Origin of the sequence: Bacteriovorax stolpii (assembly GCF_002872415.1) — a bacterium.
GTDB classification, from domain to species: Bacteria; Bdellovibrionota; Bacteriovoracia; order Bacteriovoracales; family Bacteriovoracaceae; genus Bacteriovorax; species Bacteriovorax stolpii.
This window is the reverse complement of record NZ_CP025704.1, coordinates 317,013-331,572: the sequence shown is the minus strand read 5'-3', so window position 1 is coordinate 331,572 and position 14,560 is coordinate 317,013. Positions and strand designations below refer to the sequence as shown.

16 protein-coding genes and 1 riboswitch are annotated in these 14,560 nt (G+C 40.9%); of the genes, 3 read left to right on the top strand and 13 right to left on the bottom strand.

Annotation, left to right across the window (positions count from 1 at the left end; all coding sequences use genetic code 11):
• Positions 1-77: 77 nt before the first annotated feature.
• Positions 78-599 carry a hypothetical protein gene (locus C0V70_RS01525; protein ID WP_102242099.1) on the bottom strand — a complete coding sequence of 174 codons (522 nt, stop codon included), beginning with the start codon at positions 597-599 and terminating at the stop codon, positions 78-80.
• Positions 600-619: 20 nt separating this feature from the next.
• A complete protein-coding gene (locus C0V70_RS01520; protein WP_102242098.1) occupies positions 620-955 on the bottom strand; it encodes a hypothetical protein in 336 nt (111 codons plus the stop codon).
• Positions 956-1,104: 149 nt separating this feature from the next.
• Here C0V70_RS01520 and C0V70_RS01515 point away from each other — a divergent pair, with 149 nt between their 5' ends.
• Positions 1,105-1,884, top strand: a complete 780-nt coding sequence (locus C0V70_RS01515) for an endonuclease/exonuclease/phosphatase family protein (RefSeq protein ID WP_102242097.1) — start codon at positions 1,105-1,107, stop codon at positions 1,882-1,884.
• Here the strand turns inward: C0V70_RS01515 and C0V70_RS01510 are convergent.
• A complete protein-coding gene (locus C0V70_RS01510; protein ID WP_208107772.1) occupies positions 1,855-2,763 on the bottom strand; it encodes a phosphatidylserine decarboxylase in 909 nt (302 codons plus the stop codon). The two genes, C0V70_RS01515 and C0V70_RS01510, sit on opposite strands and share 30 nt — an antisense overlap.
• Positions 2,764-2,832: 69 nt before the next feature.
• On the opposite strand from C0V70_RS01510, the gene C0V70_RS01505 reads away from it, so the two are divergent.
• Complete coding sequence (locus C0V70_RS01505; protein WP_158649517.1) at positions 2,833-3,900, top strand: S1C family serine protease; 1,068 nt, start codon at positions 2,833-2,835, stop codon at positions 3,898-3,900.
• A 2-nt stretch (positions 3,901-3,902) separates the two neighbouring features.
• Here the strand turns inward: C0V70_RS01505 and C0V70_RS01500 are convergent, their stop codons facing one another.
• From C0V70_RS01500 to C0V70_RS01490, 3 genes are read right to left on the bottom strand one after another with little or no spacing between them, the layout of a single operon-like run.
• On the bottom strand, positions 3,903-4,616 hold the full coding sequence (locus tag C0V70_RS01500; protein ID WP_102242094.1) for an ABC transporter ATP-binding protein: 714 nt from the start codon (positions 4,614-4,616) through the stop codon (positions 3,903-3,905).
• The gene (locus tag C0V70_RS01495; RefSeq protein ID WP_102242093.1) at positions 4,613-5,572 is read right to left on the bottom strand and encodes a FecCD family ABC transporter permease; all 960 of its coding nucleotides are present in this window, start codon (positions 5,570-5,572) and stop codon (positions 4,613-4,615) included. Before C0V70_RS01495 ends, C0V70_RS01500 begins: the two co-directional genes overlap by 4 nt.
• Positions 5,569-6,636: an ABC transporter substrate-binding protein gene (locus tag C0V70_RS01490; protein WP_102242092.1), complete on the bottom strand. Its 1,068-nt coding sequence runs from the start codon at positions 6,634-6,636 to the stop codon at positions 5,569-5,571. Before C0V70_RS01490 ends, C0V70_RS01495 begins: the two co-directional genes overlap by 4 nt.
• Positions 6,637-6,709: 73 nt before the next feature.
• Positions 6,710-6,784: riboswitch (adenosylcobalamin-variant (AdoCbl-variant) riboswitch) on the top strand.
• 22 nt (positions 6,785-6,806) lie between these two features.
• Between C0V70_RS01490 and C0V70_RS01485 the strand changes: the two genes are divergently transcribed.
• The gene (locus C0V70_RS01485) at positions 6,807-8,618 is read left to right on the top strand and encodes a TonB-dependent receptor plug domain-containing protein (protein ID WP_102242091.1); all 1,812 of its coding nucleotides are present in this window, start codon (positions 6,807-6,809) and stop codon (positions 8,616-8,618) included.
• Here C0V70_RS01485 and C0V70_RS01480 read toward each other — a convergent pair.
• The 7 genes from C0V70_RS01480 to C0V70_RS01450 all read right to left on the bottom strand — a co-directional run bounded on the left by C0V70_RS01480 (position 8,615) and on the right by C0V70_RS01450 (position 14,522).
• Entirely contained in the window at positions 8,615-9,634 is a 1,020-nt protein-coding gene (locus tag C0V70_RS01480; RefSeq protein ID WP_102242090.1) for an ABC transporter permease subunit, read from the bottom strand. The two genes, C0V70_RS01485 and C0V70_RS01480, sit on opposite strands and share 4 nt — an antisense overlap.
• A complete protein-coding gene (locus tag C0V70_RS01475; RefSeq protein WP_102242089.1) occupies positions 9,631-10,662 on the bottom strand; it encodes an ABC transporter permease subunit in 1,032 nt (343 codons plus the stop codon). The genes C0V70_RS01480 and C0V70_RS01475 overlap by 4 nt, the downstream gene beginning before the upstream one ends.
• 13 nt (positions 10,663-10,675) lie before the next feature.
• Complete coding sequence (locus C0V70_RS01470) at positions 10,676-12,304, bottom strand: ABC transporter substrate-binding protein (RefSeq protein WP_102242088.1); 1,629 nt, start codon at positions 12,302-12,304, stop codon at positions 10,676-10,678.
• A 59-nt stretch (positions 12,305-12,363) separates the two neighbouring features.
• Positions 12,364-13,053, bottom strand: a complete 690-nt coding sequence (locus C0V70_RS01465) for a hypothetical protein (protein ID WP_133566673.1) — start codon at positions 13,051-13,053, stop codon at positions 12,364-12,366.
• A gap of 69 nt (positions 13,054-13,122) precedes the next feature.
• Positions 13,123-13,635, bottom strand: coding sequence for a hypothetical protein (locus C0V70_RS01460; protein WP_102242086.1), 513 nt, complete (start codon positions 13,633-13,635; stop codon positions 13,123-13,125).
• Entirely contained in the window at positions 13,619-14,032 is a 414-nt protein-coding gene (locus C0V70_RS01455) for a hypothetical protein (protein WP_102242085.1), read from the bottom strand. The genes C0V70_RS01460 and C0V70_RS01455 overlap by 17 nt, the downstream gene beginning before the upstream one ends.
• Before the next feature lie 19 nt (positions 14,033-14,051).
• The gene (locus C0V70_RS01450) at positions 14,052-14,522 is read right to left on the bottom strand and encodes a hypothetical protein (protein WP_102242084.1); all 471 of its coding nucleotides are present in this window, start codon (positions 14,520-14,522) and stop codon (positions 14,052-14,054) included.
• Between the last annotated feature and the right edge of the window lie 38 nt (positions 14,523-14,560).

The following is a 14,560-nucleotide window of genomic DNA, read 5'->3' as shown; positions in this document are numbered from 1 at the left end:
AATGATTACTAAATTTATATTACTTTTGCTGTATCGAAGTCAACTGTCTTTCTTAAAAAAGTTAAAAATATTTTCATCTAAACTGCCTGCAAAACTCCCTCAATTAAATCCGAGTAGTGAGATAATCCCCAGACCACTACTCGTTGTTCACAGGTTTTTTCCCTCTGAGGATGGTATTTTCTCGCCTCTTTCACTCCATTGAAAAAACCTTCCAGCGTTGCCATATGGGATTTTAGAATCAATTCCTCTTCTCTGGTTAACCAGACCTTTTGGATTTTAAGTTGTGGCCCGTTTTGGGAAGAAAACTGAGTTTCTTTTTTAAAATACTGATTCACTAAAGAAGAAAAGATTTCTCGGGCCTCTTCTTTGACGTTTTCTTTCTTGTTTACTTCACTTAACCATTCGAAACAATGGTCTTTATCAATGGAATAGATCCCACTTCGATAGCGAATCATATTCCTCATGAGTAAATTGGGCAGAATGTTTAACAACAACCCATGGCTTAAATTCGTATCAATTTCAATTTCTTGGATGTTCTTTTCCTTCTTAGAAAGCGATTCAATCACCATTCTTTCAATCATCAAAAGTCCGTCGTTCATTGTATTCCTCTTTGCGTTAATTAAGCGGTTAATGTGCCAGAAGTGGCCGATTTCTGAACTTGAATCAATTTCCAGGTCTCGAGTTTTCGCTTTAGAAATAGCTCCAAATCTTTGATTGCTTCCGGGCTTAAACGGAGTGAACATTCAAAGGCAATCGCCTCAATTCCATCAGTTAATCCCATTTTCTCTTTCACTTTTTTATTAAAAATCTGGTACTCCGAGAGCTTCATTGTGCTGCCGTTAAAAAGCCTGAAAACGCGGGTGATTTGAATCCCAGTGTCTTCGGAAATTCTCTTTAAAGTAGGTTTGCCGTTTAAGAGCACATACTGATTTAAAATCGTTTTTTGTAAGTCCATTGTCCCTCCCTTTTTGCCTGACTCATAAAGCAGAAGGTGTGCCAAGGCTTTTGGTGGGATAACGCTATGAAATTAGGCCATAAAGAGGGGCCCAGAGAGAGAATCATGTTCTCAGATAAGAATGTTCTGTTCTAAAATAAGAACAATTTATGAAGCTCAAAATCATCTCGTCCAATATTCGTTTTTCCAATCCTGCTGATGGAGTCCACAACTGGGAAGCACGCATGCCTCTTTTGGTAGAACTCTACCGGGATTTTGAACCGGATATCTTAGGAACTCAGGAAGGAAGGATTGGGCAACTAAAAGAATTAGACGATGCTCTTCCCGGGCTGGTTTTGGTGGATTCCCACAGAAACTGGATTGATGAGCGCATGTACCCATGTTTGTTTGTTAATCCCAAAACGGTGAAGGTTGAAAAATCCGGAGACATTTGGCTTTCGGAAACTCCCCTCATCCCGGGCTCGAGTTCTTTTCTCAGCATGTTCCCCAGACTTTGTACCTGGGCGGATGTGACTTTTATTAAGAGTGGCCGCCAGATGACCATTATCAATACTCACCTGGATCATGTGAAGAGCGAAACCAGACAAAAGCAAATTGAAGTCCTGATCAAAGAGATCAAATCGCAATGCTCATGCGAGGTGATCATCATGGGCGACTTTAATGAGTCACCAACGACAACACTTATGGAAACTCTGGTTAATAATTTTGATTTAAAAGACCCGTGGAAAGAAAAGAAACTTCCCGAGGAAACCAGTCATCATAGTTTCCTCGGTGATAAAATGTCTGAAGGCGATCGCATTGATTGGATTTTAATTCCGAAGAGTTTTAGTTGCGAAGATATCCATCTGGTAAAAACGACAAGCACTGAAGGACTCTTTCCTTCTGACCACTACCCGCTTTTAGCAACGGTCAGCGACACTCATTCCTAAGTGAAGATAAGTCTCCATTCCTTTTTTAGTATTTGCCAGAATGTCTGCGCTTGGTTTCCATTTTCCTTTTTCACCAACGACGATCACCGTTGATCCACCAAAAAGGAAATAGCCTTTTTCTTCTCCTCGAGCGAACTCTCTGCCTTTATCTAAAGGTTTTGACTGAATGATTTTCCCAACACAGATCGCTCCCACTTCGATGTAAGCAAGCTTTCCAAAATTCTTTGTTTCAAGAATTGTGACGTGTCTTTCATTCGTGATCAGAATATCTTCTTTTGATTTAAGAGCTAATGGGTTTACTGAATGGTAAAGCCCGGAGACGCGGTAGTCGTCGACGATTTTTCCATCATCAGGGAAATGGTAGCGGTGGTAATCTACCGGGCAAAGCCTTGCAAGTAACAATGGCCCGTCTTCAAAAGTTGATTCCCATTTGCTGTTAGCGATCAACGCTTTTGGTTTTAAGTTGTGACCTTTGACTGGAACAGTTTCGTTATCCAGAACACTCTCATAGCCGTAATAACGAGCTTCACTGAAAGCTGCCATCTCAGATGGGTTCTCAACAATTGAACGCTTTCCTGGGCGGAAACGGCGGATAAAAAACTGATTAAAAGTTGAGTAAGGAGATTGTTCAGTTCTTCCGTCTTCAGGAAGATAATCATCCATTTGAATCTGGAATTTTTTAATAAATGGCGCAACTTTTTGCTGACTTAGAGGCAAGTCTTGTAAGGCCCCATAAAATTTGCTGATTGGCGCTTTGCAAACAAGGTGAGAAAGCCCTTTTCCACTTGGAGATTCGTAGAGCCACTCAATAAATTTATCTCCATAAACCATCTCATGATCTACTTTGCCCGTTACGCGGTTGTAAAACTTAATTTCCACCTTAACCCCTTGCTCAAAATGCCTTCCGGGATTATATCTATAGAGTACATTCCATGCAAGGAGGAGTTCATGCGTAAGTTAAGTCTTTTAGTTGTTCTAACTATGGCTTTAGCTGTCCCTGCGTATTCACAGCAAAATGCCAAAAAAGAAGCGGCCATGCTTCTGGACAACGAAAAAAATTCTATTAGTGTTTTCCAAAATACGGCCGATTCTGTCGTCAACGTTTCTAATCTTCGCAAGTCGAAGGGAATGTTCGATATGGATGCCACAGAAATCCAGGCCGGAATGGGCTCTGGGCTTGTGTGGGATACATCTGGTCACATCATCACAAACTACCACGTTGTCGATGGCGGTGATTCTTTCACGGTTGCTTTCAGGGAAGACCAAAAACAATACAAAGCGAAGCTTATTGGTGGTGATCCAAAAAACGACATTGCTGTTTTAAAACTCCTTGAGCTTCCAAAAAATTTAAAACCAATTATCCCAGGTGACTCAAGAACACTGCTCGTTGGACAAAAAACCCTGGCGATCGGAAACCCGCTTGGACTTGATCACACATTAACCACTGGATCTGTTTCTGCTCTTGGAAGAAAGATCAAAGGTTTTGGTGGAGTTTCAATCAACGGAATGATTCAGACCGATGCTTCTATTAACCCAGGTAACTCGGGTGGAGCTCTTCTTGATTCTCAAGGAAGACTGATTGGTATGAACGCTATGATTTACAATGCTGGAGGAGCTGGTGCTTCTGCTGGTCTTGGGTTTGCGATTCCCGTGGCAACGATTAAAGACATCGTACCTCAAATCATTCAATACGGACGTGTCATTCGCCCGGGTCTTGGAGTCGCTATTCTTGAAGACTACTACGCTGCCCGCTTTGGTCTGCGCGAAGGTGTCATGGTGAAATTCGTCGATCCAAAAGGGCCAGCGGGAAAAGCAGGACTTCAAGGAATCACTCGCGATCGTTTCGGCCAATACTACATTGGTGATATCATTGTTGGGATCAACACTGATTCAATTAAAAATTACGACGATCTTTATTCGACAGTTAACAAATATAAAATTGGCGATAAAGTAAAAGTAAAAATTGTCAGAGACGGAAAAGAAAGAACCGTTGACGTGACTTTAGTGCAAATCTAAATTTAAAGATTAAAGTTCTTAGCTAAAAGCCCCGAGCGATTCATTTCCTCGGGGCTTTTTTTATGAAGCACACCTTGGGAATCAATCAGCCAGATTTGATCAACGACATTTTCTACCAGGCTTAGATCGTGGGTACTAAAAAGCACGCCGACACATTTATCCTGACTCACTGATCTTAAGATTTTCATCAATTCGATCTTTGAAGGGATATCTAAATAGGTTGTTGGTTCATCCAGAAATAAATAATCCGGGGACTGCACTAAAGCGCGCGCAAGGAGCGCTCTTTGCTTTTGCCCGTCACTTAGATCAGAAAAAAAACTTTCAGTAATCGATTCGATATTGAGCATTTTAATGATGTCATTTACGGCAGTTTTGTCTTCTGCCGCAACTTCTCCCCAAAAATTTGTATAAGGGGATCTGCCCAGCATAATGAGTTCTGAAACTCGCAGGTAATCGACCTGCACTCTATCGGTTAAGACCACTGAAATCTTTTTTGCCAGGTCTAATTCTGAGTAGGTCGAATAAGGTTTTTCATCTAAAGACAGCTCGCCTTTAATAAGCGGATTTAAGCCCGTAATCGTTTTTAAAAAGCAGCTCTTCCCTACGCCATTGATTCCCATTAAGGCAATCAGGTCCCCTTTTCGGAGCTCTCCAGTAAGTTCAGCAAGAACTGTTTTATGGTTAAAGCCAACCGAGAGTTTGTTAAATGTAATCATACAACTCTCCTGTCGCGGTAAAGATAGAGAGCAATCACCGGAGCACCAATTAAACCTAAAATTGAATTCGTTGCCAGTGAGTATTCGCTGGTAAAGATGAGAATTAATTCAGTGAAAAGTGCCAGAGAGCTTCCGACAAAAAACACTGCTGGCATCACCAGGCGGATATCACTTCTTTTCATAAAAGTGCGGGCAATATGAGGAGCAATGATTCCGATAAACCCAATTGGGCCACAGTAAGCAGTGACGATGGCCACTAAAAATGAACACACTAAAATGAGAATTGTTTTAAAACGCTTTACATCTACACCCATACTGCGAGCGTAGTTTTCACCGATAATAAATTGGTTAAGCCCTTTTGGAAGGATGGCCAGGAAAACTAATCCTAAAAGTCCAAAGCCTACAAAGTATGGAAGCTCTTCAATCGTGACTCCCTGGAAACTTCCCATCGACCACATTAAGAAATTTTTCACTTGAAGACTTGGAGTCATATTGACCAGAACGCTGATAAAGCTGGCGGTAAAACTCGCAATTAAAAGTCCAAGAATCAAAAGACTGATGCGGTTAATATTCTTTCTGACTAAAAAAGTTAAAAGAAGAAAAACACTTAAGGCCCCTAACATCGCCATGAGCGTCTGACCAAAAGGAGCAATGCCCGCAGGTAAAAATGAAGCCCCCATAATGGCGATGGCCACACCTAAACACGAACCGGCGTTGATTCCTAAAAGATCAGGTCCTGCTAGTGGATTTTGGAAAAACACTTGTAAGAGAAGTCCCGACCCTGCGAGCATTCCTCCGGCCATAAGGGCCACAATGATTTTAGGAAAGCGCAGTTGCCATAAAAGCAAATCGTCTTGGACGTTAAATCCGGCCTCTCCATAAACCAAAAGGATCGCCGCCAAGAGCACGGTGATCAGAAAAAAACTAAAAATGGTGACTAAGGGTCTGTCGTTCATTTCAGCTCCTTATACCAGATTGTTTTTTCATTGGGCAATTGAGAAGGATGCATTATTGCAACGAAATCTTTAATGAGAAGATCCGGACGGGCCACACCTGTTTCCCAGAAATCGCTAAAGCCATACTGATTAATAAGTTTTGTATTATTAAAGAGAGGCACATGTTGGAATTTCTTATAGCGCGAGTCTTTGCTCATGGCCTTAGCATCTTCCCAAGTATTCTGTGAAAACCAGAAGTCTGGTCTTTCATTAATCTTTAAAACTTTCTCCAGAGAAACATACTGAGTCTGATTGCTATCACTCTTTAGAAGTAGCTCTCCTCCGGCATCATTGATAATGATCGCCAGGTCACTTGTGCCACCACATGTAGACCATCTTCCACTTTGGATATCTCCAACCAAGACTTTTGATTTTTTAAGTCCAATGGCTTGCTTTTTAAATTCATTGTAATCAGTTTTAATTTTGTTAAAAAGCTCTTGGGCTTCTTTATCCTTTCCAAAAAAAACCGCTTCAAAAACAATCCACTCCGCTCTGGCCAGAGGATGCTTTTCTTCAAAGTCATAGTTAAGGACAATGGGAATTTTTAAGTTTCGTAACTGTTTTGCCCTCTCCGCTCCTGCATTGGCAGAATAGGCCATGACAAGGTCAGGCTTAAGTGCAAAAAGCTCTTCAGCATTCATTTGGTAATTAATTTCTTTAATTTTCTGCGACCTGATTTTGTCGTTAAAAATATAACGAGTCCCTTGAAAACCAACTAAAGTATGCTCGAGATTAAAGGCGGAGAGAAAATACAAGTGTGTTGTTGATGAAGAAATAAATCTTTTTGTTTTAGACGTCAGCACCGCCAGGCCCGTTTCACATTTAAGTGGAGCGTCTGCAACGATATAGCGCTCAAGTGAAGGAGCTTTCCCGGCGTCTACAATTTTGTAATTATCGTAGTAGGTAATGGTGAAATATTCAGCGTAAGCTGGCTTATAAACCTTAAGTGGCCTGGCCGCTTCACAATCGGCAGCATGGGCCTTAAGTGAAAGGGCCAGAATAAAAATGAAACAATAAAACTTCATTTAAAAAGTCTAAGGCCCCTCATTTTTATTGTAAAGTGTCCTGCTTTCCCTATAATAGAGACAAGCTCAATGAAGAATAAGAAGTAGTGAAGTTTGGTGAGATTCCAACGCTGTCCCGCAACGGTAAAGCCCGATCCCTTTTTATTCCCCTATTTACCCGAGGAGGAACTATGCTTGGAAAAATCACGCACGCATCTCTTATTGCCTTTTTAGCTTCGCACACAGTATTCGCGAACGATGACATCATCGTGACTGCCGATAGAATTAAAAGCACTCTCGAAAAGTCGCCTTCTGATATAAAAGTGTTTGAACAAGATGAAATTAAAAAATCATCCTCAATGATTGAACTTCTCTCTAGAGAGTCGGACCTGACACTATCTCAATCCGGGCCAATGGGCGGAAACATCAGCTTATTTTTAAGAGGAACAGAATCCTATCATGTCTTAGTAGTCATTGATGGCATCGTAATGAACGATCCAAGCAATCCAACCCGCCAGTTTGACTTGGGAAGATTGAGTTTAAACAACATTGAACGCGTGGAAATCTTAAAAGGATCACAAGGTCTTCTTTATGGATCAAATGCTATTGGTGGAGTTGTTGTCATCACAACTAAAAAAGGATCTGAAAACCTCTCAGGTTCAGGGTTTGTTGATTACGGCACGTTCGGTACATTAAATGCCGGAGTGAATGCTCAGAAAAAATTCAATAAGACATCAGTAAGTTTTGGTGCAGATCATTTAAATACAGAAGGTTTTTCTGCGGCCAATGACTCTCGAAATCCGAACGCAGAAAAAGACGGTGAAAAAAGGACAACTTTAAATGCCGGAGTTTCACAGGAAATTGCCAAAGGTGAATTCAATTTAAACTACCGCTACGTCAACGATAAAGTCGACCTGGATAAAGGCGGCGGAGCTGGTGAAGACGATCCAAACGATTCACAATTTACTGAGCAAAAATTCATGAAGGCCGGTTACACGCAAAATTGGTCATCAGGAGAAACAACATTAAACCTGACTCGTTCAGAGCATCACCGCACTCTTAATGTCAGAAGCGACAGCAATCATCCGACTGCCTCTTCTACAACATCAAAAGGGGAAATCAACGGTGTAGCGATTAATCACACTCAGTACTTTAATGATTTTTTTACTCAGAACTACAATTTTGATTATCAACACGAAGAAGACCAGAAAAAAAACAGCAATGAAAACTTCAGTTTCTTTTTATACAACCGTTTTGAATTCGGCCCGGCCGTAGTTAATGCCGGAGCGAGACTCGATAGTAATCAATCTTTTGGAGAGCATGTCACTTACAAGATTGCACTGATGCACTTCTTTAGCGCTTTTAATCTTAAGATGGCCTACTCTACTGGATTCAGGGCCCCAAGTTTAAATCAACTTCATGCCCCGATATATGGAAATAAAAATTTAACCCCGGAAGAAAGCCAGACGGCTGAAATCGGAGTGGAAGTTCCAGTTACTGAAAATGGTAAATACACTGGAACACTGTTTTACACTGATATCAAAGACCGCTTAAGTTATGCCCCGGTGACTTTTATTAACCAAAACCGCGGCCGCGCCAGAATCATTGGTGTAGAAAATGTCTTCAATGCTAAATTGATGGAAGGATTAAACTCTAACACCTCCGTCACCTGGCTTTCTGCTCGCGATATGACGGCCAAGAAAAAGCTCGCCAGACGCCCGAATATCAATGTTAAAACCTCAGTGGACTTTGCTCCTTCCAATAAAGAATTAGTCAGCATTGAAGGAGATTTTACGGGGAAAAGAAACGATGTCGACAACCTTGGAAACACGGTTCACATGCCATCGTTTCTGATTTTCAATTTGCGATATGAAAGAGAATTTAGGGCAAATACTTCTATTTACCTGAAAGTAAAAAACCTGCTCGATAGAGACTACGAAGAAGTCTACGGCTATGGAACAGGTGGAAGAATTGCTTCTGTTGGACTTAGATACGTCTTCTAAGTCATGTTCGGGTCCATTGCATCTCTAACTCCCTGACCGATAAGGTTCAGAAGTGTAAGAACAATGAAGAGCGCCAGTGACGGGTAGAACGCTAACCACCATGCGATGGTATAGTTTTTCTGAGCTTGTGCCAGAAGTTCTCCCCAACTTGGCGTTGGAACCTGAAGACCAAACCCCAGGTAATCAAGAGCTGCAAGACCTACGATTTCAGCTGCAATCGTAAACGGCGCAAACGTGATAATCGGAGTTAATGAGTTCGGTAGAATGTGCTTAAAAATGATCTTCATGTTTGAAGCCCCAAGAGACTTGGCCGCTTCAACGAATTCGCGGTTTCTGTTTTTTAAGAACTCACCACGCACGTAGTATGAAATGTTAATCCATGCGAACACGCATGAAATGAGAATCAGCATTCCTAGAGAAGGAGTGAAGATGGAAATAAGAATGATAAGCAGGAAAAACTGAGGAACAGTACTTAGGACCTCAACAATCCTCTGCCCAATGAAATCCACTTTCCCGCCGAAGAATCCCATCACTCCACCAAGAATTGTCCCGATAGAAAGCGAGATAAACCAAACAGCAACAGCATAAGAGATACTGTATTTGAATCCATAAAGCAGTCGAGTAAACACGTCACGGCCGCGGTCATCTGTTCCAAAGATATTTGTTTCCGATGGAGCTGATGGGTAAGAGTCTACTTTTGAATTACTTTCAAACGGGTCCCATTGAACGATTGGCCATAAAGCATAATCACCCTTGCCCATTTGTAGCGCGCGGTAATCAACATCAAGAGCATCAGTGATCCCGAAGTCAGAGGCATTGTAGTCCTTGAAGATCGGGAAATAAGTCGTTCCGTGATAACTAATCATGAGCGGACGACTGTTCGCGATAAATGGTGAAAGAAAAGTCGCTAGAATTAAAAACACTAAAACAAACGATGAGATCATCGCTGATTTACTCTTTTTGAAAATCTTCCAACGCTTGCGAGTTAGTTCATTAGTTATGTAACGTTCGATCATTTGAAATCAATCCTTGGGTCAACAGCAATGTAAGCTAAATCGCTGATCAGGTTTCCAACTAACATGAGCACACTCTGAATAAAAATCAGACCCATGATAACGTTATAATCTCTCTGAAGGATCGATTTATAACTTAGAAGCCCCATCCCATCTAATTGGAAAATGCTTTCCAGAAGAAGAGAACCAACGAAGAAAACTGAAATAAATCCACCGATACCAGTTACGATTGGGATCAATGCATTTCTTAGAGCGTGTTTCAGGAAGACCACTTTTTCAGGAACACCTTTGGCACGAGCAGTACGAATGTAGTCCTTTTTAATTTCATCCAGAAGCGAATTTTTCATTAGCATAGTTAGAACCGTGAAAGATCCAATCATGTAACAAATTAGCGGAAGGATGAAATGGTGAACGCGGTCGACGATTTTCCCCCAAAGAGTCAGATCGTAGTAATTGTCAGAGTAAAGTTCGCCCATCGGGAACCAGTTGTAGAATCCTCCACCAGCAAAATAAACGATGAGGAGAATGGCCAACATAAAGCCCGGGATCGAATAGAAAACAAAGAGAAGAAAACTGGAAACATAGTCAAAGGCTGTTCCGTGTTTTACTGCCTTAATAACCCCCAAGACTACGCATACCAAATAAGACATAATCAGGGAGACGACTCCGAACTGCAGAGACACTGGAAGCTTGCTGGTAATAACATCAAGAACCGGCTCTTCGTAAGTAAAGCTCTCACCGAAATCAAGTTTGGCGATATTCTTCAGCCAGATCCAGTAACGGATATGTACCGGCTTATCGAATCCATATTGTTTTTTAAGGGCCTCTATAACCTCTTCAGAAACAGCACTACTTTTTGAGTTGTCGCCGCTGCTTCTTCCTTCGTTACCCATTCCACCGAATTTCATTTGCTGAATTCGCTGTTCAATTGGGCTTCCGGGAGCAAGGTTAATGATAACGAATGTGACCAGAGTGATCCCGAGCAAAGTCGGGATCATGATCAGTAATCTTTTTAAGATATAAGTAAACAAGAAAAACCTCTAGCTATTTAGCAATCCACCAGTAATCAGAACCGATCGAGTATGTGTATGTATCTTTTTCTGAACCGATACGGTCTGTGCGAGCGTAAAACTTAAATTTTCCGTTAAATAGGAAGATATAAGGAACGTCTGCTGCAATTGTTCTGTAAACTTCGCGAAGTTTTTTAACTCTTGTCGCTTTATCCATAATTAAACGAGACTCATCAATAAGCTTGTCTACTTTTGGATTGTTGTATTGAACAAAGTTTGATCCAGCGTTCGCAATAGATTCTGAGTGCCAGATTTGTTTTGGATCCCAATCAAGGTCTCCACCACCCCATGCTAGACGAACAGCTTCGAACTTTCTTTCATCAAGAAGTTTAATGAATGCGTTCCACTCAACAACTTTTACCTGAACATCAACACCAACTTTCTTAGCGTCTTCCTGGAATGTCGTCAGGAATTTTACGAAGTCTGGAAGTGGCTCAAGAATTGTGAATGAAAGCTTAACTTTCTTTCCATCGATCATCTTATCAAGGATTCTGTCCCCGTCTGTATCTTTCCATCCGTCTTCAGTTAACTTCTTAAGAGCTAGCTTTGGATCGAATTCAAGAGCTTTAACAGTTGGATCTGCATAGTCAGATTGTTGGTATAGAGGTCCAGTTGCCGGAAGAGAGAAGTTGAAAAGAAGTTTTTCAATCATTTTCTTTCTGTCAAACAGGTGAACCATTGCTTCTCTTGTCTTAACAGACTTGAACATTGGGTTTGTCAGGTTGAATCCTACGAAAGCGTAACCTGATACTTGTTTATTTTGAGTCTTAATCTTATGAACAGACTTACCCCATTTAGGGCCGTTTGTTTTTTGAGCGTATTCTTCTGGTTGAAGAGCTAGGTAATCGATGTCTCCGTTCTCAATTGATCTGATAGAGATCGTTGAGTCCTGGATAAATCTCATCGTGATCGTCTGGAAATTATGAATTCCTTTTAGTGACGGTTCACTTCTTCCCCACCAGTTAGGGTTAGATGTAAGCACGATCCTCTTAGCGCGGTCGAATTCCTTAAGCATGTAAGGACCAGTTCCCACTAGAGTTTTGTTCAGGATTTTTTCCTGCTCTTTGCTTGGGTTCTTGTATAAGTGCATTGGAACAACTGTTAACCCAGCAGCAACTGTGAAGTTGTTGAAGTATGGAGTTCCTACTGTAAACTTAACTTTGTTTGGAGCTACGATTTCAACAGATTTGATGTTTTCGTAGTAAGGCTTTAAGTGAGCTGTTTTGTAAGTGTCTTTTGGGTCCATGATCGCATCAAAAGAAAACTTAACATCTTCAACTGTAAGTGGTTTTCCATCGTGCCACTTAACTCCGTCTCTTAATGTGAACTCAAAAGTCTTTCCGTCTTTTGAAATCGTCCACGACTTTGCAAGAGCAGGTTCCCACTCTCTTGTGTCCGGGTTTCTTGTTAATAACCCTTCCATGATCATCGATTGAACTTCACTTGCGTAAGCATCAGATGATGACAGAGCATTTAAAGTTGTAGGCGCTTGACCTAGGTTGATTTTAAACTCTCCACCGAATGGAGCTTTTGCATTTCCGACAGCGAAGGCAGTGTTCATCACGCCAAGCGCCAATGATAGAGCAATCACACACTTTTTCATTGTATTTCCACCTTTTTAAAAAATTAATACAGCTTAGAATAGAAGTGTGCAGAGTTCAATTATTTTTTGAAATAGAGGTTAGAGTCTAGAGACCATCTATCGAGTGTAAGATTCTCGTCTTTAATCTTATACTGCTCGAGCTTTTGGTCGATTTCATCCAAACGGCGTTCCAAATCTTTATAAGACCTTAGCGAGTACGTTCTATCTTCATCCAGGGCATGGAGCTCCTTCTGCCACTCTTGTTCCAACTTGTCGCGCAACGTCTGGTAACGTGCATTGATGGTGTTGATCCTCTCAACATGGCTTTGGATCTCTTTATTTTTCATCTCCATTTGGCCTTTAACTGCCATGCGTTTTTTAATAAGTATACCTACCACTTCACGGCCCATCTTCACGTTGTTTTGCAGGTCCTCACTAAAAAACTTAAAGTAGGCCCCGGCCGTAAAGTAGAGATTCTTTTCACAAAACTTCATATCTGGTATTTTTAAAAGAATATAATCAGCAGTTCTCCCCATGACATAAGCTTTGCACTTAAGTGTAGAGTTCTTCTCATCCCAGAATTCAATTTTATCTTTGACGTTGATGTACTTAACGTTGTCGAAATCGACTTTCACTCTGACGACAGAAATATCGCGGCTGATTTTAGAAATGCGTCCGGAGAAAATCCCCTCTTCAGAAAGCTGAGCGCTCACTGTACTAGCAGTAAACAAGAGCCCTAGGAAAGGAATAAATGAACGCAATAATCTCATTCTTCCATTATCCAAAGCTATTGGATTTTCGTCCAGATGAGGAAGATTATACTTGAGTGGATTAATTAACTATCTAAGCTTTAGAAGGAAATAGTTTGATTGATCTTCTGCCTGGTAAAGCAGAACTTCAAACTGCCCAAGCGTGGCCATGACGTCTTTTAACTCTTGTGAGTCTTTAAGTACAACCAGGCTGCTTTTGTTTTTGAGTCCCTTAAGAACTTCGCGGTCGCGTTTTAGGTCATCGCTGAAAACGATGTTGGTTTTTTCATTAAGTTTTTTTGCCGTCTTTAAACCTTTTGTTGCCAAAAGATTTGTCGAAAACTCGTCCATCTTCCCTGTTGAGAAATAAGAAAGGTCTTGAGAGTTCTCTGGCATATGGTTCAGCACTTCATTCCAGAATAATGCGGTCGAATCTTTTCTCTCCCCTGCAGGAGCTTCTGTACTCTTTACGCTTCTTGAATTTTTCACGCCAGAAAGCGCTTCATATCTTCCAGCAGGAATAGCTTTTCTCGTCTGCGAAGAAAGTGCAAAAGGGATTGCGAGTACGAAAAAAAATGCGGCGATGTTAATTGTCTGTTTCATGTTCTGCTTGTTCTTTAATAAGTCCCATCTCAACGTCAATATACAGATTCAGAGTTTCAAAATGCTTTTCCAGCTCTCGCACATATGCATGCACTTTATCTTCTACTCGATTGGGCATGTCCTGTGTGTGATTAAGATACCAGCGCATTTCATCGACCTTGCTGTAAAACAAATCGAGTCCTACGAGCACTTCCTCTCCACAAAGCATCAGTTCTTTAATGCTTGTCGAATCATAACGATTGTTAAAAACCGCCGGGAAATGATCTCTGGTTCTTTTTAGTGAAAACTCGTACATGTATTCTGGCGACCTGAATTTGATTCTCTCAAACAGTCTTTTGGCATCAAGCTTTAGAAGCATGAGCATACGTTGCGTTTCTTCACTAATTTTTACTTTCATAGTGTTTCTATTTTACGACTTAATTTGAATTAGTCATAGAAGGCAATTTTGCTCTACGTCCGCCTGGCCATTCAACAGGAGCATTGCGGTCTTTGTAAAATTCTACGGCAACCGTCATCGCTACTTGTTTTACGTTCAGTGGAAGTTGAAAATACCTATAGACATTTTTGTTTTCAAACTTCATCGCGTTTTCAATCTCTGAAAACGAACTGATATCATAAACCATAAGCTTACCAGAGGCCATAGCACTATCAAGAAAATTTTTTCTAGCATCGTTAAATGCAAAAGCAGAAGAAAAATCATTTCTCACGACAATCACATGATGCTTTTTATTCTTATCAATATTTTTTAAGTCGTGAGATTCGATGGGAAGTAAACTTATATTAATCTTCCCTAGTACTTCTGCTAATACATAATACGTATGATCTAGCTCGGTTTTAGTTTGAAGGTAAAAAATGTAATTAATGTAGGTTTTGTTTTCTGCACTCATGCTCTCCTATTCGGAGAAACTCAGCAAAAAATTACTTT